This window comes from Bradyrhizobium sp. Ec3.3, from assembly GCF_000472925.1.
GTDB lineage: Bacteria > Pseudomonadota > Alphaproteobacteria > Rhizobiales > Xanthobacteraceae > Bradyrhizobium.
Map to the genome: position 1 here is coordinate 1 of NZ_AXAS01000068.1, position 17,633 is coordinate 17,633.

The 17,633-nt window shown below is 63.2% G+C and carries 15 protein-coding genes and 1 pseudogene; 8 read left to right on the top strand and 8 right to left on the bottom strand.

All coding sequences use genetic code 11. The features are described 5' to 3' along the window. The 4 genes and pseudogenes from YUU_RS53295 to YUU_RS53300 form a co-directional block, all read left to right on the top strand. A pseudogene (locus YUU_RS53295) lies at positions 1-403 on the top strand (acetyl-coenzyme A synthetase); the annotation flags it as partial. A 39-nt stretch (positions 404-442) separates the two neighbouring features. Next, positions 443-1,063 carry an adenylate kinase gene (locus YUU_RS0139120; RefSeq protein ID WP_035664622.1) on the top strand — a complete coding sequence of 207 codons (621 nt, stop codon included), beginning with the start codon at positions 443-445 and terminating at the stop codon, positions 1,061-1,063. A gap of 259 nt (positions 1,064-1,322) precedes the next feature. Further along, positions 1,323-2,255 carry a dihydrodipicolinate synthase family protein gene (locus YUU_RS0139130; RefSeq protein WP_027527164.1) on the top strand — a complete coding sequence of 311 codons (933 nt, stop codon included), beginning with the start codon at positions 1,323-1,325 and terminating at the stop codon, positions 2,253-2,255. Positions 2,256-2,407: 152 nt separating this feature from the next. Further along, positions 2,408-2,725, top strand: coding sequence for a beta-propeller fold lactonase family protein (locus YUU_RS53300; protein WP_198031912.1), 318 nt, complete (start codon positions 2,408-2,410; stop codon positions 2,723-2,725). 81 nt (positions 2,726-2,806) lie between these two features. Here the strand turns inward: YUU_RS53300 and YUU_RS0139140 are convergent, their stop codons facing one another. Together YUU_RS0139140 and YUU_RS0139150 are read right to left on the bottom strand one after the other, a co-directional pair. Continuing rightward, positions 2,807-3,976: a hypothetical protein gene (locus YUU_RS0139140; protein ID WP_027527166.1), complete on the bottom strand. Its 1,170-nt coding sequence runs from the start codon at positions 3,974-3,976 to the stop codon at positions 2,807-2,809. Between the two features lie 150 nt (positions 3,977-4,126). Next, complete coding sequence (locus tag YUU_RS0139150) at positions 4,127-4,471, bottom strand: RidA family protein (RefSeq protein WP_027527167.1); 345 nt, start codon at positions 4,469-4,471, stop codon at positions 4,127-4,129. A gap of 92 nt (positions 4,472-4,563) precedes the next feature. Between YUU_RS0139150 and YUU_RS53305 the strand changes: the two genes are divergently transcribed. Continuing rightward, positions 4,564-5,526 carry an amidohydrolase gene (locus tag YUU_RS53305; protein WP_035664624.1) on the top strand — a complete coding sequence of 321 codons (963 nt, stop codon included), beginning with the start codon at positions 4,564-4,566 and terminating at the stop codon, positions 5,524-5,526. Here the strand turns inward: YUU_RS53305 and YUU_RS0139160 are convergent. The 4 genes from YUU_RS0139160 to YUU_RS0139175 are packed head-to-tail and all read right to left on the bottom strand — an operon-like array spanning position 5,473 to position 9,983. Further along, positions 5,473-6,447, bottom strand: a complete 975-nt coding sequence (locus tag YUU_RS0139160; RefSeq protein WP_051390140.1) for an ABC transporter permease — start codon at positions 6,445-6,447, stop codon at positions 5,473-5,475. The two genes, YUU_RS53305 and YUU_RS0139160, sit on opposite strands and share 54 nt — an antisense overlap. Continuing rightward, positions 6,444-7,406, bottom strand: coding sequence for an ABC transporter permease (locus YUU_RS0139165; protein WP_027527169.1), 963 nt, complete (start codon positions 7,404-7,406; stop codon positions 6,444-6,446). Before YUU_RS0139165 ends, YUU_RS0139160 begins: the two co-directional genes overlap by 4 nt. Beyond that, positions 7,403-8,908 carry a sugar ABC transporter ATP-binding protein gene (locus YUU_RS0139170; RefSeq protein ID WP_027527170.1) on the bottom strand — a complete coding sequence of 502 codons (1,506 nt, stop codon included), beginning with the start codon at positions 8,906-8,908 and terminating at the stop codon, positions 7,403-7,405. The genes YUU_RS0139165 and YUU_RS0139170 overlap by 4 nt, the downstream gene beginning before the upstream one ends. 25 nt (positions 8,909-8,933) lie before the next feature. Next, positions 8,934-9,983 carry an ABC transporter substrate-binding protein gene (locus YUU_RS0139175; RefSeq protein WP_156944772.1) on the bottom strand — a complete coding sequence of 350 codons (1,050 nt, stop codon included), beginning with the start codon at positions 9,981-9,983 and terminating at the stop codon, positions 8,934-8,936. Between the two features lie 514 nt (positions 9,984-10,497). Here YUU_RS0139175 and YUU_RS59400 point away from each other — a divergent pair. Both YUU_RS59400 and YUU_RS0139190 read left to right on the top strand, forming a co-directional pair. Next, on the top strand, positions 10,498-10,644 hold the full coding sequence (locus YUU_RS59400; RefSeq protein ID WP_156944773.1) for a hypothetical protein: 147 nt from the start codon (positions 10,498-10,500) through the stop codon (positions 10,642-10,644). Positions 10,645-10,801: 157 nt separating this feature from the next. Further along, positions 10,802-11,689 (top strand): LysR family transcriptional regulator, encoded by an 888-nt coding sequence (locus tag YUU_RS0139190; RefSeq protein ID WP_027527173.1) that lies wholly within the window; start codon positions 10,802-10,804, stop codon positions 11,687-11,689. Between the two features lie 18 nt (positions 11,690-11,707). Here YUU_RS0139190 and YUU_RS0139195 read toward each other — a convergent pair whose 3' ends face one another. After that, entirely contained in the window at positions 11,708-13,498 is a 1,791-nt protein-coding gene (locus tag YUU_RS0139195) for a peptide ABC transporter substrate-binding protein (RefSeq protein ID WP_027527174.1), read from the bottom strand. A 333-nt stretch (positions 13,499-13,831) separates the two neighbouring features. Between YUU_RS0139195 and YUU_RS0139200 the strand changes: the two genes are divergently transcribed. Further along, positions 13,832-16,153, top strand: coding sequence for a molybdopterin guanine dinucleotide-containing S/N-oxide reductase (locus tag YUU_RS0139200; protein ID WP_027527175.1), 2,322 nt, complete (start codon positions 13,832-13,834; stop codon positions 16,151-16,153). A gap of 112 nt (positions 16,154-16,265) precedes the next feature. On the opposite strand, the gene YUU_RS0139205 is transcribed toward YUU_RS0139200, so the two are convergent. Continuing rightward, positions 16,266-17,585 carry an aminotransferase class V-fold PLP-dependent enzyme gene (locus YUU_RS0139205; RefSeq protein WP_027527176.1) on the bottom strand — a complete coding sequence of 440 codons (1,320 nt, stop codon included), beginning with the start codon at positions 17,583-17,585 and terminating at the stop codon, positions 16,266-16,268. Between the last annotated feature and the right edge of the window lie 48 nt (positions 17,586-17,633).

Sequence of the window (17,633 nt, forward strand, 5' to 3'; positions counted from 1 at the left end):
CGTCATCAACGTCTCCGGCCACCGCATGGGCACCGCCGAGGTCGAGAGCGCCTTGGTGGCGCATGAGAAGGTCTCGGAGGCCGCCGTGGTCGGCTTCCCGCACGACATCAAGGGCCAGGGCATCTACGCCTATGTCACCCTGATGGCCGGCGTCGAGCCGACCGAGGATCTGCGCAAAGAGCTCGTGACCTGGGTGCGCAAGGAGATCGGCCCGATCGCCTCGCCCGACCAGATCCAGTTCGCGCCCGGCCTGCCCAAGACGCGTTCCGGCAAGATCATGCGCCGCATCCTGCGCAAGATCGCCGAGGACGAGCCGGGCAGCCTCGGCGACACCTCGACGCTCGCCGATCCCGCCGTGGTCGACGACCTCGTCAAGAACCGCCAGAACCGCCGACCGGCGTGAAGCCAGTACGTCGGACACGATCGTGCGATGGAGGTGAGCATGAGAATCATTCTGTTGGGACCGCCCGGTGCGGGAAAGGGAACGCAGGCCGGCCGATTGGTCGAGAGGCTCGCTGTTCCCCATCTGTCGACCGGCGACATGTTGCGCGCCGCGGTGCAAGCCGGGGCGGACATCGGGAAGAAGGCGGCAGGCATCATGGCGCGAGGCGAACTGGTGCCAGATCAGCTTATCGTCGCGGTCGTCGTTGGTCGCGTTTCGCAGGCCGACGCGCAGCGCGGCTTTGTCCTCGACGGGTTTCCTCGCACGATCGCTCAAGCCGAAGCATTCGACCATCATCTGCGCGGTATCGGCATTGAACTCGATCATGTGATCGAATTGAAGGTAGACGAAGCGATCTTGCTGGATCGCATCATGACGCGCGCAAGCGAAGCGAGGCTAAGGGGAGAAGCGGTTCGCGCCGACGACAACAAGGAAGCGCTAAAGATCCGGCTTGATACCTATAACCAACAGACGTCGCCGTTGATCGAGTTTTATCGGTCGTTGAGGTTGCTGAGGAGCATCGATGGCCTCCAACCGGTCGATACCGTGACCAAAAGGCTATTCGAGGCGATCGGATCCAACGCTTCTCAAGTGCACGTTAGCGCAACCGGCAGCGCATAGACGCCAGCTGATGGGCATGCGCCACTTGTCGGTGACGCGTTCTCAACCCAGCGTGTGAGCGCCGATGGCGCCGCGCGCGGGGTCGTATTTCTTACCCGTCATCTCTCGTCCACTCGGACGTGACATAAGGGCAAGGCACCTATCCAAGCACGCGGAGTGATGCCGATTGCGCTGCTTAACGGCGTTCTGCCGTTGACCTTCCCCATCGACGCGCGCAACGTCGGCCTCTACGTGATTCCGCCATTTTAGGAGCTGGCTCGTGACCGCATCAATTCAAGGCATCATTCCCGTGATGCTGACACCCTTCACCGAAGCGGATGCCATCGACTTTCAGGGGCTCGAAAACCTCATTGAGTGGTACATAGCGAACGGCGCCGATGCGCTGTTCGCCGTGGCCCAGTCGAGCGAGATGCAGTTCCTTGGCCTCGAGGAGCGCGTTGAGCTGGCCCGTTTTGTCGCGCGAAAGGCAGCAGGCAGGCTGCCTGTCATCGCGTCCGGCCACATCAGCGAATCGCGCCAGGATCAGTTGACCGAGCTCACCTCGATCGCCGCCACCGGCGTCGACGGCCTGGTGTTGGTGACGAACCGCCTCGATCCAAAGCGCGAGGGCAGTGCCGCTTTCATGGATCACCTGCGGTGGTTGCTCGATCGCCTGCCGGCCGATCTGCCGCTCGGTCTTTACGAATGCCCCGCGCCGTTCCGCCGGCTCTTGTCCGACGACGAGCTGAGATTCTGCGCCGAGAGCGGACGGTTCGCGATTCTCAAGGACGTATCCTGTGATCTCGCCACCGTGCAACGCCGGGTGGCGCTGACGAAGAATTCAAAACTTGCCGTCGTGAACGCCAATGCGGCGATCGCCTTCGATGCGATGAAGGCCGGTTCGCGAGGCTTCACTGGTGTGTTCACGAACTTTCACCCGGACCTCTACAAGTGGCTCATGATACACCATTCCACCGAGCCGGCACTGGCGGACGATCTTTCCGTCTATCTCGCGCTCGCCGCGATGGCCGAGCCGATGGGCTATCCCAAGCTGGCGAAACTGTATCACCAGCGGCTCGGCACGTTCTCCTGCATCAGGAGCCGGGCTGTCGACTTCGACATCCATGAGCGCTTCTGGGCGCTCGACGCGCTGCTTGACAAGGTCATGCAGGGGCAGGCGAGCTTCCGCGCCAGGATTGCGGCGGCGTGCTGAGAATCGTCGCAGCCGCTGTCCGAAGGGAGCGCGAACGTGACCGTTGCAAACCTTGATCATGGCGGCAAGGCGGCTGTCGAAGGTGTTTTTCGAGTATATCGACGGCGCGGCCTTCAGCGAGGAGACCGGCAAAGGACGAAGCGAGACTGCCCGTGCAATTTGTCGGCCCGATCCACGTGCACCCAAATGGGCGGTTCGTTTATCTCGCCAACCGCTCGGACGGAACGGTCGAGTTCGCCGGCCGCAAGGTGCATGGAGACGGAGAGAATTCCGTTGCGGTCTTTTCGATCGATCCCGCAAGTGGCGAGCCGACGCTCATCCAGACGATCGATACGCAAACGTTCCATTGCAGAACATTCTCGATCCATCCAAGCGGCCGGATGCTTGTTACGGCAGCCGTGGTACCTCTCGACGTTCGCCAAGGCGACAATGTCCAGACCAGCCGGGTTGACCGTCTTTTCCGTTGGTGACGACGGCAAGCTGAGTTTTGTGCGAAAGTACGACGTTGAGGTCGGAAGCGACTGGATGTTCTGGTGCGGAATGGTGGCACTCTAGATCCGACCGATCCAGTCCAGCCGGGGCGCTGGGACGAGACCATAGTTGTAAAAGTTCAGCCCTTTGGCGCCTGCCTTCATGCAAGCGTCGGCCTGGCGTCTCAGGCCTTCGGCGCCGGTGACGTCATGCGGGAACACGCGGAGCCCAGCGCCAAGAAACTTTTCGTTCCCAAGCGCGGCTTTGCCTTGCGTCAAGGTCGCGGCACATTCATCCGGCGAACGTCCATAGACGCAAAGAATCGCCCCGTCGCAGACCTTGCCTATCGCCTCGAGATCGCAGCCTCCGAGCCAGCCGTTGGCAACATCAATCAAGACGACGCGACTGTCCGCGTGCGCGCGTGCCTTCATTTCCGCGATGAGACTCGTCACCGGCTCCGTTCGCCAAAGCAGATAATCATAGAGCGCTGGAAATTGGCGGAAGCTGTCGAGACCGCTGCCGGGAAATTCCGGAAAGCGCGGTTGTGGCGTCTCGCGCTCGCACGCCTCGACGATCCATTGTGCGACCAGACGACGGGCGGCCTCGACATCGACGCCGGCTGCCCCGGCGCGGGCGCGACAGCTCTCGCAGAAGCAAAGCGACAAGAAAAAATCGTCCTCGGCCGTCAGGCCGACACCGTCTTTCTCGTGATGGAACTCATGGGCGAAGCCCATGAAGGACGGACTCTCGAGTTCGACCATGTCCGGGCGGTAGGCGTGAGTGACGTCCTCGACCAGGGCGCAGACATAGGCGCGCGCGTCGGGATTGGACGGGCAGAGACTATAATAGTTCGGATCGCCGAACGCATTGCGCGTCGTGACGCCTGGGTGAAGGAGACCAAGGCGCGTATTGTGCAGGCATACCGTCCAGCAACAGACTTTCAGGCCACCGGCGTCGCGACGACGCACGAGCTCACGCAAGACGTCCCCGCCTTGTGCGATGACCTCGGCAACCTTCGGTCGGACCGCCACCCCATCCCAACGCGACGGCGTCGGATGAAAGTAGATCGTTCCGTCTTCGGGAAAATAGGCCTTACGTACCGGGCTGCGCGGCTGAACGAAGCGGCCCGCATGGTAGGACGTCGCGAGACTCACGCTGTTCACGCCGGCGCGGTCGCGCAATTCGTCGATGACGCGATCGAAGCCAAGGTCCTGTATGTCCCAGGCGTAAGTCCACATTGAGCGATGCATCGGTGACCTTTCAGCGCCGAAGCGCTTTTTTGCAGAAATGGAGTTTGCGCGCGTCGGCACCGTCGACTGTCCGGGCTGAATGATCCTTCATCTTCGAGCCAGAATTGTCCGCTCTGCAATCTCGGGGACCGGAACAGGGCAAATCGCCACCTACAGCGCCGCGATGGCGGTTATCTCGATGCGCAGGTCGGGGTCGGCGAGCCGTGCCTCGACGCAGGCCCGAGCCGGCGGCTTCTCGGGATCGACCCAGGCGTCATAGACGCGGTTCATCACCTCGAAGTCGGTGATGTGCGGCAGGAAGACGTTCACCGCGACCAGTCTGGACTTGTTGGTTCCGGCTTCGGCGAGCAGAGCGTCGATCTTGGCGAGAACCTGGCGCGTTTGATCCGCGATGTCCGCCTTGCGATTGTCGGCGACCTGGCCGGCGATATGAACCGCGCCATTGTACGTCACCGCCTGCGCCATCCGTGGGCTGACCTTGTAGTGTTTCATCATTGCAGGCCCTTGCCATTGTGAGATCGAACGATTGGACGATATAGTCGAAGCAGGTGGCAGGCGGCGACGCCTTTCGTGGAGCCCGCGCGACATTGAGGTATGACGGCCCGATCATCGACGCGCATCATCACCTTTGGGACTTGAGCCTTGGTCGGCATCATTGGCTCGCGGTCAGAGCCGGTGAACGCGGCGGTCTCGGTGATCTTGCGTCGCTCAGGCGCGACTATCTGCCTGAGGACTATCGTCGCGATGCGGCGCGGCAAAACGTCGTGGGCAGCGTTCACGTGGAAGCCGGTTGGGCGAGCGATGACTGCCTCGGTGAGACGCGGTGGCTCGAAACGCTCGACAAGACGGACCGCGTTGCGGAGCGCTATGTCGTTCACGTTCCGCTGGCGAGCGCAAAAGCGCCGGCCTTGATCGAGGCGCAGGCACGCTTTTCGCGCGTGGTTGGCGTCCGCGATATCCTGAGTTGGAGCGAGGACCCCGCGCGCCGTTTCGCCGCTCGGGGCGATTGCATCGACGATCCGCAATGGCGATCCGGCCTTGCACGGCTGGAGGCTCACGCGCTTGCCTTCGATCTGATGGTCTTCCCCAATCAGCTTGCTCGGGCGGAAAGATTGGCGCGGGACTTTCCGAACCAGCTTTTCGTTCTCGACCATTGCGGCAGCCCGATCGACCGCGATCCCGACGGGATGTCGCGTTGGCGAAAGGCTCTCGCGAGCCTGGGCCGCGCGCCCAATGTATCGATCAAGATCTCCGATCTCGTGGCCTATGATCATCACTGGACGCTCGAAAGTCTGGCCGAAGTGGTGCTCCACTGCCTCGAATGTTTCGGCGTGGCACGGGCGATGTTCGCCAGCGATTTCCCGGTGGCGGGGCTCCACGCGTCGTTCGATGAGGTGTACGACGCCTTCAAGGCCATCGCCTCCCAGCTTTCTGCCGATGAGCAGAGGGCCCTGTTCTTTGCCAATGCGGCGCGTCTCTATCGGTTCGACGACCTCTCATCTTCGCCGCGACTCTCGCCCCGAGACCAGGAGCAGGGCGAGGATGAGTGATCCGAAGAGAATGCTTCGCCACCCCGGCGAGGCATTGACCACCGTGATGAGTGCTGTGATCGTCACGAGAAGAACGGCGCCGGGAATGGAGCCGGCATATGTGCCCGAACCACCGAGGATCGACGTGCCACCGAGCACGACTGCTGCGATTGACGAAAGAAGGTAGGGATCGCCGATCCCGACGTAACCCTGCCCGTTCATGCCGAGGAGGAGAAGACCCGTCATCCCGGCGGTCAGGCCACTGATCGCGTAAACAGCGACGGTCGTCGATCGAACATTGACGCCGGAGAGGGTGGCTGCAAGCGAATTAGCGCCGAGCGCGAAGACGCGCGCGCCGAATGGCGTCGCGTGTAGCGCGATGAGCGAAAGGGTCGACGCGACGGCCCAAACGAGGACGCCGGCAGGGACGCCGGTCGGCCGCGCGGAGCCGAGCCACTCCAGCAATGGACTCTGCGCTGAAACTGCGCTGCCGCCGGCAAGCAGGATCAAAAGACCCTGCAGAAAGGTCGCCATGGCCAGGGTCATGATCATGGGATGGGCGCGCAAGAGAGCGACGCCGATTCCGTTGAGGGCCCCGATCACGGTCGCAGCGGCCAGGGTTATGAGAGCTGCAAACGCACCACTCTCGTCGCCGGCAAATGAGACGAGAGGCACGCCGACGGCGCTGACCGTGATGATGGCGCCGACCGAAAGGTCGATGCCGCCTGCAATGACGACGAACGTCTGCCCAATAGCGGCAAGACCGACGACGGCGCCAAGCTCGACGAGATAGCGGAGATGGCCAAAGGCCCCGAAACCTGGCTTTGCGAAGGACGCGGCGATCCATAGAGCGGCGACGATCAGAACCGTCAGGAAAGGCCGGCTCATCAGCAGCGTGCGCCGTTGGAACTTTGGAAAGCGGACCGTCTCTGTCGATCTCATGGCGAACTCCTGCGCGCCGTAAATTCCGGCAGCGCGACGGCGCCGACGATGATCAGGCCTTGCGCGATGTAATGCGCGACCGGCGGGAAGCCGAGGAAATACATCACGTTGATCATGACGCTGAGGAGGAGGCTGCCGGCAACCGCGCCGCGCATCGCTCCGCGGCCGCCGAGAAAGCCCACGCCGCCGAGAACTGCCGCGGCAATCGAGTTGAGCGTGAATGCTTCGCCGATCACCGGATCGCCCGAGCCCGTTTGTGCGGCGACGAAGAGGCCCGCGCAGGTCGAAAGCAGCCCGCTGACGGCATAGGCAGCGATCCGTGCCGAGTCGACGGGCACGCCGGCGCGGTACGCGGCGACGGAATTTTCTCCGGCCGCGTAGAGGCTAAGGCCAAGGGGCGTGGCGAGATAGAGTTTCCAGAGGACGACGGCGAGGATGACGAGCAGTGCCGCCACAGGCGTCTCGCCGGCAAGCGAATCCGACAACCATGCGGGGATCGCGCCGCCCGGTCTTGGCAGGATCAGCAGGGCGGCGCCGCCAACTATGAATGAGGCAGCGAGCGTGACGACGATGGCGGGCAGGCCAAGACGCACGACGACTATTCCGCAAGCCGCGCCGGTGACGAGACCTGCGACCATCACCAAAGCCGCGCCACCGGCGACGCCGAGCGGGCCGGCCATCGTGGTCGCGGCGATGACCGCGCCCAGACTGACCATCGCGCCGATCGCCAGGCTGACGCCGCCGGCAAGCATGAGTATTGCTTGCGCCATCGAGACCAGCACGAGCGGCAGCCAGCTCTGCGAGAATTTCGCGACGCCGCTCACGCTGATGAGGCCGGGGAAGAGATAGGCGTAAAGGGCCAGAAACGCCGCTACGACGGTCAAAAGGCCTTTGACGCCTCGGTTGCGCTGTCGTTGCGCCGGCCAATACAGCCGCGGTGCACTTCCGGCCGCGCTCATGCTGCCGTCCTCATGAGGTCTGCGCCCATCGAGGCGGCCACGATGGCCTCTTCGCTCAGGGCCTCGCGTTCGATGGTGGCGACGATCCGCCCCTCGCGCATCACGGCGACGCGGTCGCAAAGATGAACGAGTTCGGGCGTATCGGAGCTTGAAAGCACGATCGCCTTGCCTTCGCCGGCGAGACGGCGCAGCAGCGCGTAGATTTCGCGCTTTGTTTCGACGTCAACGCCGCGCGTCGGATCGTTCAGCAACAGAACTTGCGGCTCGGCCGGCGTCCATTTCGCCAGCGCCACTTTCTGCTGGTTGCCACCGGACAACGCCTGCACTTGCCGCGTGAGATCGCCCTTGATCGTGAAGCGGTCGGCGAGCGCGCTGGCGAGCGCACGCTCTTTCGTTCGGTCGCGCAACGACAGCCCAAATGCGCGTGCGAAGCTTGGCAGCATGAGGTTCCAGCCGATGTTGTGAATGAGATGAAGGCCTTCGCGTTTGCGATCAGCCGGCACATAGGCAAGTCCCAGCGCGTTGGCCTTGCGAACCGACGAGGGAAGCTTCGCTCTGCCGTTGAACTCTGCGGTCCGCGCGGAGGCGGGCAGGGCGCCATAGAGACTGAGGAGCAAATCCTCTTGTCCTTGCCCGACCAATCCGCCGACGCCGAGAACCTCGCCGCGCCGGATCGAAATATCGATGTTGCGCAAGACGCCGGCGGAAAGACCCGAGACCGACACGATCGGATCTCGGTCGGTGGTCGGTGTCCAGGCGGGGAAGAGGTGGCCTGTGTCGCGGCCGACCATCAGTCGCACCAGATCCGCGGCCTCGACGCCCTCAATCGACCGGTCCGCGGTGACGACGCCGTCCTTGAGGACGGTGACGTGCTGGCACACCCGCATGATTTCGTTGAGTCGATGCGATATATAGAGAATGGCGACGTTCTTTGCGCAAAGGCGGTCGAGCAGGCTCGTCAGCGTCTCGACCTCGTGTGCGGACAAGGACGATGTCGGCTCATCGAGAATGAGAACGCGCGGCTCTCGAAACAAAGCCTTGGCGATCTCGACCATCTGGCGCCGGCCGAGCGGCAGGTCGCCAACCGGGGTCGCCAAATCCTCGTCGAGCCCGACGAGGTCCATCGCCGCCCGCGCGCGCCGGGCGAGGCAGCGATAGTCGATCAATCCATAGCGGCGCGGCAGTGCGCCAAGGCCGATGTTCTCGGCGATGGAGAGCTGGCTGGTGAGGCCGAGCTCCTGTTGCACTACTGCGACGCCCGCGCGATGCGCGTCGCGGGGATTGAGCCCGCGAAACGAGCGGCCGTCGATTTCCACGACGCCCTCGTCGGGGAGCAGAGCCCCCGACAGGATGTTGATCAGCGTCGACTTGCCCGCTCCGTTCTCGCCGAGCAGCGCGTGAATCCGGCCCGGATGAAGCGCGATGGACACGTCGCGCAGCACGGGATTTCCGAAGAACGACTTCGACACACCGCGTGCGGCAAGGGTCGGAGCAGGCGTCATCTTCGCGACCGTTCCCGGTTCTGGCCTATTTTTGAGCCAGAAGCTCGTCAAAGAGCTTCTGATCGTAAGGAGAGTAGATGTAGCCGTCAGCCGGGAAATCTTTCGCCTTGGCCAGATACTGGTCAATGTTCGAGTTATCGATGATCGGCAAAGGAATCTTGACGAAGGCGGGGACATCCTTGCCAGTCAACGCCTGCACGGCCGCGTAGGTCGCAAAAGCGCCGAGCCAATTGGGCTGCATCGTCGCCCAAGATTTGAGGCTCTTTGCCTTCCACAGTTCGAGGAATTGGCGCGCGTTCTCCCCCGTGATCGGAACCTGCTTGCGGCCTTGCTTGTCAAAGGCGAGAACCGCGCCAGCCGAGAGAGCGCCGCCGAGCGACAGGATTCCGTCGATCTCGGGATGGGCGAAGAGAAGGTTGGTCACCGCTTCCTGGGCCGGCGCGACGTTATAGGCGGTGTTCGTCTCGGCGAGGATGGTCACATTGGGGTTGGCCTTGAGCACCGGCTCGGCGCCCTTGCGGCGGTCATCGCTGACGGAGATGCCGGCCGGGCCGTTCAGTACGAGGATCTTGCCCTTGCCGCCGATCGCGTCGATGAGGAATTTCGCCGCGCTCGCGCCCCACTGCTCCGAATCCGTATTGATCTTGGCGGTGACCTGATCGGTGTCGACGAGGCTGTCGAAATTGATGACGGCGATGCCCTTGGCGCAGGCGTCGGCGATCACGCGGCCCGGCGCGGAAGACGAGCCGGCAATGAGGATGATCGCATCGACATTGGAATCGATCATCGACTGGATTTGCTGGATCTGGGTGTTGGCATCGCCCCGGGCATCAGTGACGACGAGTTTCGAGACGAGACCCTGCTTCTTGAGTTCGTCGACCTCTTTCTCGATCGTCCCCTGTGTCTCCTTCATCCAGGTCGGCACCGAATAGATATCGGCCCAACCGATTGTGAATGGCGGCTTGCGATCGCCCTTCATGCATTTGGCCGCGGCGGCGGCTTCGCTTGCCGTTCCGATCAGAGCGAATAGGCCAAGGCAAATGGCGCTAACCGCCGACAACGACGACTTCATCATCCTTCTCCCTCCAATGCGCGGCGCGCGGCGGCGCCTTCAAGGCCTGGCGCTGAGCGACGGATCGGCAGGGGCCTCCACAGGCCGATCGCAACGGCTTGCTCCTGATTCCACTATAATGGACATACTTTCATTATAGCGGACGTCGAAAAGCTAGCGTCGTTTTAGAAATCGCGCAAGAGACCGAATGCGTCGACGCTCCGAAATCGATGAGCTGCGAACTCGTCAATCTGATGCCGGCGGCCGGGATTCTCGAATGTGCCGACAAGGAGGGCCGCGTTTTTCTTGGCCGCAAATTGTACTTCCTTGGCCTTGCCTATCAGTCGCAGTTCGTCCTGAACCGCGAATGCCGGTCGTATCTCGATGAACTCGCCGAGACGGCGCGCGAGACGTCTCAGTTGTGCATGCTCGATGGCGACAAATACGCGAAGGCGCCAGGCCGTTTCGCATCAGCTCGGATGTTGGCGAGAGGATTCCGACTCTCTGAACCGCGTCGGGGCGCCTGCTGGTCTCGCTCATGAGCGACGAGAAGATCCTCTCCTTCATTCCAGAGGAGGACTTCGTTTTGTCGAGCGGCGTCAGGCTGGACCCGAGGGCTCTTCTTGCCGATGTTCACAAGGCCCGGGAGGACGGGTTTTTCTCGTCCGACACGGGCGTGGCGTAGCTTTTCCGCTGCTTCTGCGATCTCACGCAAGTTCGCCGGTCAGAAGCTGGGCGCGGCTGCTCCCCGCACTGAATGCTTGATCGCAGACGATACGCGGTACATAAAAATGCACATCAACGAACGGGATTGCGACTCTATTGTGCAGAAAGTGTAGGATATGGATTGGGAGCGGGTGAGAATATTCCTGGAAGTCGCGCGCGCAGGGCAGATGCTCAAAGCGTCAAAAAATCTGCGATTGAATCACGCGACGGTTGCGCGTCAGATAACCGCGCTGGAAAAGAGCCTGAAGGCGAAGCTGCTCGAACGACACACATCCGGCTGCTCGCTAACTGCCGCAGGGGAGGCCCTGGTCCAGGCGGCGGAGCGCGCGGAAAGCGAGTTTCTCAAGGTTGGCGCCAGCATCGGCGGCAGTGCAGACGCCGTCACCGGCACGGTGCGAGTTGGAGCACCCGATGGACTTGGCAACTACTTCCTGGCTGAGCATCTGGGCGCGTTGGCTGCGCGCCATCCGGGGCTGATCATTCAACTCGTGCCACTCCCGCGCACGTTCTCGCTTTCGCGTCGGGAGGCGGATATCGCGATCACACTCGACCGGCCGAAGCAGGGCCGGCTCATCTTGTCCAAGCTGACCGACTACACCCTGAGCGTATACGGCTCGGAGAGCTATCTCGAGCGCGAGGGGCCGATAAAGGCTCATTCCGATCTAGCCGGTCGTCTCTTCGTTACGCACATCGAGGACTTCGCTTATAGCCGGGCTCTCGACTATGCGTCCGTTCTCGGCCGGCTGATGTCTCGCCGCTACGAGTGCGGCAGCGTCATTGCCCAGATGGAGGCGGTCCGAACCGGGCACGGGATCGGCATTTTGCACGACTACGCTGCAAGGCGTTACCCGGAGCTGCGGCGCTTGCTTCCCGACGTCCGCTTCGTTCGAAGCTATTGGCTGACGTCACATCCTGACACGCACGGAACGCGCAGGGTTCAGGAAGTGCATCGGTTCATCGCCTCGTCGGTCAAGGCAGCCAGATCGTCCTTTGAGTTGGACTGATCGCGATGCCGGCCCGAGCTACGCACCGCGATACCAGCTCGCCAGATTCCAGGTCGTGACGTCCCAACCCGAGATGTCGGCCATGAGGTTGTTGACGCCTGCGCCGACGATGTTGCGCGAGAGCAGCGGCAGGAACACGTTGGCATCGCAGAAGGTTTCGTCGACCTTGATCAGTAATGCGGCGCGCTTGACCGGATCGAGCTCGTTCTGCGCGGCCTTGTAGGCCTTGTCGGCCTCTGGATCGGACCAGCGCGAGATGTTTCGGCCGAGCCATTTGTTCTCCTTGTTGGCGATCTCCCAGGAGACGCACTGGTTCAGGAACCGCTCCGGATCGGGCTGCGGCTGCGTCGTGTTGTACATCTCCATGTCGGCATAGAATTTCGAGTAGGTATCGGGATTGCCGACGTCCGACGAGAAGAACACCGATGCGACGACCGACTTGAGCTCGATCTCGATGCCGGCGCGCTGGCAGGCCTGCTTGATGATGGCCTGCGTCTTCTGGCGCGGGGCGTTGATCGAGGTCTGGAAAACGAATTTGAGCTTCTTGCCGTCCCTCTCGCGGATGCCGTCCGCGCCCCTTGTCCAACCGGCCTCGTCGAGGATCTTGTTCGCCTTGTCGACGTCGAACGCGTATTTGAGCTTGCCCGACTTGAACTGCGCAGGCTGGTTGACGAAGCTCGCCGTTGCGATGCCGCCGCGGCCGTAGATGAATTTCTCGATCGCCTCGCGATCGATCAGGAGGTTGATCGCCCGGCGAACGGCCGGATCGGACAGCGTCGGGTGCCTGGTCTTGACGCTGGAGCGCTCGCCGTCGACCTCGGTCCACGGGTCCGTCGTGTTGAGGATGATGAACTCGACGTTGCCGGAGGGCGTGACGTCGACCTTGCCCTTTCCGTTGGCCTCCATGCGCTTGAGGACCTCCTCCTCCACCAGGAGGTTCCAGGCATAGTCGTATTCGCCGGTCTGGAGCACGGCGCGCGCGGCGGAGACCGCGTCGCCGCCACCCTTGACTTCGAGCGTGTCGAAATGCGGCTGGTTCCTGACATGATAGTCGGGATTGCGTTCGGCCCGGATCATGTCGCCCGGCTTGAACTCGACGAACCTGTACGGGCCGGTGCCGATCGGCTTCAGATTGCCCGGTGCTTCGCGCGACTTCGCGCCGACATAGTCGCCGAAATGATGTTTTGGCAGGATCTGGCCGACCGAGCCGACGAAGGGATCGGCCCAGAACGGGGTCGGGCTCTTGAACTTCACCTTGACGGTGTGGTCGTCGATTTTCTCGACGGTGATGTCCTTGTAGGAACCCGTGGTGTACGCCGCGGTCGCGAGATCCGCGGCGTACGTCCAGGTGAAGACGACGTCGTCGGCGGTGAAGGGCTTGCCATCGTGCCATGTCACGCCCTGCTTCAGCTTCCAGGTCACGCTCATGCCGTCGGGCGCAAGGGCGCCGTTCTGCTTGCTCGGGACCTCGGCGGCGAGGCAGGGGATGAGGTTGCCCTCCTTGTCCCAGCCGGCGAGCGGCTCGAAGAAAATGCGCGAGGCGATCTGGTCCTTGGTGCCGAGCGCGAAATGCGGATTGAGCAGCGTCGGGGCCTGCCAGAGCAGGATTTTGAGCGGGCCGCCGCCGCCGGCCTTGGTCGGCTTGTATGGCAGCGTGGCGTCCGCCATCGCCACGTCGTTCCAGGCCAGGATCTGGCTCGCGACCGGCGCTGCGATCCCGATCGCAGCCAGTTTCTGGATGAACGAGCGACGAGATAGCGCGCCTTGCTTCACCTCCGCGATGAACCCGCGGATTTCGTTTTCGTTCATCGTCCACCTCTCAAAGAAGACTCGTCACCGACTGAAGCCCATCATGTTTCATCATAGCGGAGGCGGCAATGCCGACAAGGCAGGGAAAGCCTGCGGCGAAATGGCGTGTCTAAGCGTGAGATGCGAGTTCGAGGGTGCGCGACGTCGTCATTGCAATGACGACGCTGAGGCCGGATGCATGAAGGCTGTCGGCTGTGCAATCTGCGCGAGGCCCCTATGCTCTCGGTTCCCGACATCGCTAATCCGTTGCCCTTCACAGGCGCGTCTCATTATATTGCCTCGGTAATTGCGACCGGAGCAGCCTGCGCGGCGCTCCGCGATGAGGACCACGCGATGGATGACACGATTGGCTTCCCCGATCCCGGCCTCGACCTGTCGGACGGCTTCAAGCCGCACACCTCGCACTGGGGCGTGTTCTCGGCGCGGAACAGTGAAGCCGGGTTAGAGGTCAGGCATTATGCAGGCGATCCCGATCCCAACGGCATCATCGACAATTTTCCCGGCGCGCTCCGCCACCAGGCGCGCATCGCCCAGCCGGCGATCCGCCGCGGCTGGCTCGAGCGTGGGCCCGGCCCCGATGATCGCCGCGGCCGCGACGAATTCGTCTCCGTCAGCTGGGAGAAGGCGCTCGATCTTCTGGGGGACGAGCTGACGCGCATCCGCGACACGCGCGGCCCCTCGGCTGTGTTCGGCGGCTCCTACGGCTGGTCGAGCGCGGGCCGCTTTCATCACGCGCAGAGCCAGGTTCATCGCTTCCTCAACATCGCGATGGGCGGCTACGTGCGGTCGGTCAACACCTATTCCTCGGGCGCGTCCTCCGTGCTGCTGCCGCAGATCCTGGCGGGCTATGAAGACATCACCAAGCGCAACGTCACCTGGGAGCAGATCGCGACCGAGACCGATATCGTGCTGGCGTTCGGCGGCATGGCGCTGAAGAACTCGATGGTGGCTGGCGGCTCGATCAGCAAGCACGTCGAGCGCGGCGCCATGAGTGCTGCGCGCCGGCGCGGCTGCGAGTTTATCCTGGTCAGCCCGCTGCGTGACGATCTGCCAGTGGAGGCCGGCGCCGAATGGATGACGTGCGTGCCCGGCACCGACACCGCGCTGATGCTCGGCATCGTCCACTCGCTGGTGGCTGAGGGCCTGCATGATCAGGCTTTTCTCGATCGCTACACCGAAGGCTGGCCGGTCTTTTTGCGCTATCTGACCGGCGAGAGCGATGGGCAGGCCAAGAACGCCGAATGGGCCGCCGCGATCTGCGGCGTCGAGGCGAACACGATCCGCAAGCTGGCGCGGCGCCTTGCCGGGAAGAGGGCGCTCATCACCGTCTCCCATTCGCTGCAGCGTGCCGAGCATGGCGAGCAGCCGGTGTGGATGGGCATGGTGCTGGCGGCAGCGGTCGGCCAGATCGGCCTTGCCGGCGGCGGCTACGCCTATTCATTGGGGGCGATCGGCTATTACGGCCGCCGCGTCAACGACGCGCCGGGGCCGACGCTGGGGCAGGGCCGCAATGGTGTCGCCGATTTCATTCCGGTGGCGCGCATCGCCGACATGCTGCTCAACCCTGGAAGCACCTATCGCTACAATGGCGAGACGCGCACCTATCAGGATATCCGTCTCGTCTACTGGGCCGGTGGCAATCCCTTCCATCACCATCAGGACATCAACCGCCTGCGCAAGGCCTTCTCGAAGGTCGATACGCTGGTCGTGCACGAGCTCGCCTGGACCGCCACGGCGCGGCACGCTGACATCGTCCTGCCCTCGACGATGACGCTCGAGCGCGAGGACATCGGCTATTCCACCAACGATCCTCTGATGATCGCCATGCACCGGATCGCCGAGCCGTTTGGGCTCGCGCGTGACGACTACGAGATCTTTGCCGATCTTGCCGAACGGCTCGGCGCGCGCGAACCCTTCACGGAAGGACGCAACGCGCGGCAGTGGCTGGAACATCTCTATGAGCCGACCCGTGCTTCGCTCGGGGCGCGCGGTCTCGAGGCTCCGAGCTTCGAGGAATTTTGGCGACGCGGCAGCCTGGTCGTGCCGCAACAGCCCGATGACGGCGGCAGGCTGCGCCGCTTCCGCGAGGATCCCCTCGCTCATGCCCTACCGACGCCGAGCGGACGCATCGAGATCTTTTCGCAAAAGATCGCCGGCCACGGCGATGCGGATTGTCCGGGCCATCCGGTCTGGCTCGCGAAGACCGATGTACCAAAGCCCGGCTCGCCATGCTTCCTCGTCGCCAACCAGCCGGTGACGCGCCTGCACAGCCAGCTCGACTTCGGCGGCCATTCGGCGGCAGCAAAACATCGCGGCCGCGAGGTCGCGCGCATGAACCCGCGCGACGCTAGCGTTCGCGGCATCAAGGATGGCGACATCATCCGCCTGTTCAATGAGCGCGGCGCCTGTCTTGCCGCGGTGCATGTCACCGACGGCATAGCGCCCGGTGTCGTCCAGCTGCCGACCGGCGCGTGGTACGACCCGATGGATCCGGAGGACGACGCGCCGCTCTGCGTTCACGGCAATCCGAACGTGCTCACCCGCGACATCGGCACCTCGTCCTTTGCGCAGGGCTGCACCGGCCAGCTTACGACGGTCGAGGTGGAGCGCTTCACCGGCAACCTGCCTCCGATCCGCGCCTTCGATCCGATATAGCTTGTGTAGGATGGGTGGAGCGCAGCGAAACCCATCAGCTTCGTCGCCCGATAAAAGTTTGATGGGTTTCGCCTTCGCTCTACCCATCCTACCGATCTTCGAAAGCGGTGCCTCAGCCCGCCTTCGTGCCCGTGATGATTGCGAGCGCCTCGACAAGGCGGTCGAGATCGGCCTCCGTGGTGTAGAGCGCCGGCGTCACGCGGATGCATTGCCCCTTGGCGACACCTGCGCGGCGCACTGTGTGCACCTTGAAGCCATCCCTGAGTTTTGCCACCACGGCGTCATTGTCGGCCTTGCTCGTCTTGCCGGCAAGGCGGAAGGAGGTGATGGCGCCGTAGGAGCCGGCCTCGTCCGGCGTCAGGATCTCGATATCCCTGAATGCGCGAACACGGCTCACCCAGTAGTCGCGCAAGTAGCGCAGGCGGGCCTGCTTGGCGGGTGCGCCGATCTCCTGGTGTAGCGAGACCGCCGTCGGCACCGTCAGCACGGTCGCGAAATTCACGGTGCCGGTGTGCACACGCGAGCGGATATCGGTTGCCGGATAATCCTCGTCGCCCATGTCGCGGTCGATGTCGGCGATGCGGTCTTTCCTGATGTAGAGGAAGCCGACGCCGAGCGGCGCGCCGATCCATTTGTGCAGGTTGAAGCCGACGAAATCGGCCTCGAGCTCACCGACTTTGAAGTCGAGCTGCCCCCAGGAATGGGCGGCATCGACGATGGTGTCGATGTCCTTGGCCTTCGCCATGCGCACGATCTCGGCGATCGGCATCACGAGGCCGGTGCGGTGGCTGACATGCGTCAGCAGCAGCAGCTTGGTCTTCGGGTTGGCATCGATCGCTTTTGCGTAGGCGTCCAGCACGGCCTGCCGGGTCGCTGGCTCCGGCACGTCGAATTTGACGACGTCGACGCCGCGCCGCGCCTTCAGCGCGTTCATCGCATACTGCATCGAATCGTAGTCGAGATCGGCATAGAGCACGGTGTCGCCCGTCTTCAGCCTGTTGTAGCCGCCGATCAGGAGCTGCAGCGCCTCGGTTGCACCGCGCGTCAGCGCGATCTCCTCGGGCGCAGCGCCGACCGCTTCCGCCACCTTGACGCGCACAGCCTCGAAATCGGCACCAAAGCGCTGCCGGGCATAATAGGAATTCTGGGAGTTGACCATGTCGGCCTGGCGGATGAACTCGCGCCGCACCGGCTCGGGCATGATGCCCCAATAGCCGTTCTCCAGGTTGACGATGTCAGGTGTCACGGCATAGAGCCCGCGCGCTGCATCCCAATAGGCCTTGTCAGTGGCGATCGCGGCCGCAGGTCCCGTCGGCGCCTTCGGCAATCCTTCCGCCGCCATCACCGGTGCCGCAAGCGGCGCGACCGCCGCGGCCGCGAGGCCTTTCAGAATCGACCGGCGATTGGACGACAGCGTCTTGATCAAATGCATCTTGAGCCTCTCACTTTAGCGCGGCGACCAGAGCAATGGTCCACGAAG

Bases quoted from the DNA above. Each gene is read 5' to 3' on its own strand.
- YUU_RS0139175 (WP_156944772.1), bottom strand. From the start codon at position 9,983: ATGATGAAGTCGTCGTTGTCGGCGGTTAGCGCCATTTGCCTTGGCCTA.
- YUU_RS0139160 (WP_051390140.1), bottom strand. From the start codon at position 6,447: ATGAGATCGACAGAGACGGTCCGCTTTCCAAAGTTCCAACGGCGCACG.
- YUU_RS0139195 (WP_027527174.1), bottom strand. From the start codon at position 13,498: ATGAACGAAAACGAAATCCGCGGGTTCATCGCGGAGGTGAAGCAAGGC.
- YUU_RS0139205 (WP_027527176.1), bottom strand. From the start codon at position 17,585: ATGCATTTGATCAAGACGCTGTCGTCCAATCGCCGGTCGATTCTGAAA.
- YUU_RS0139200 (WP_027527175.1), top strand. From the start codon at position 13,832: ATGGATGACACGATTGGCTTCCCCGATCCCGGCCTCGACCTGTCGGAC.
- YUU_RS0139120 (WP_035664622.1), top strand. From the start codon at position 443: ATGAGAATCATTCTGTTGGGACCGCCCGGTGCGGGAAAGGGAACGCAG.
- YUU_RS0139140 (WP_027527166.1), bottom strand. From the start codon at position 3,976: ATGCATCGCTCAATGTGGACTTACGCCTGGGACATACAGGACCTTGGC.
- YUU_RS0139190 (WP_027527173.1), top strand. From the start codon at position 10,802: ATGGATTGGGAGCGGGTGAGAATATTCCTGGAAGTCGCGCGCGCAGGG.
- YUU_RS0139170 (WP_027527170.1), bottom strand. From the start codon at position 8,908: ATGACGCCTGCTCCGACCCTTGCCGCACGCGGTGTGTCGAAGTCGTTC.
- YUU_RS59400 (WP_156944773.1), top strand. From the start codon at position 10,498: ATGAGCGACGAGAAGATCCTCTCCTTCATTCCAGAGGAGGACTTCGTT.
- YUU_RS0139150 (WP_027527167.1), bottom strand. From the start codon at position 4,471: ATGATGAAACACTACAAGGTCAGCCCACGGATGGCGCAGGCGGTGACG.
- YUU_RS0139165 (WP_027527169.1), bottom strand. From the start codon at position 7,406: ATGAGCGCGGCCGGAAGTGCACCGCGGCTGTATTGGCCGGCGCAACGA.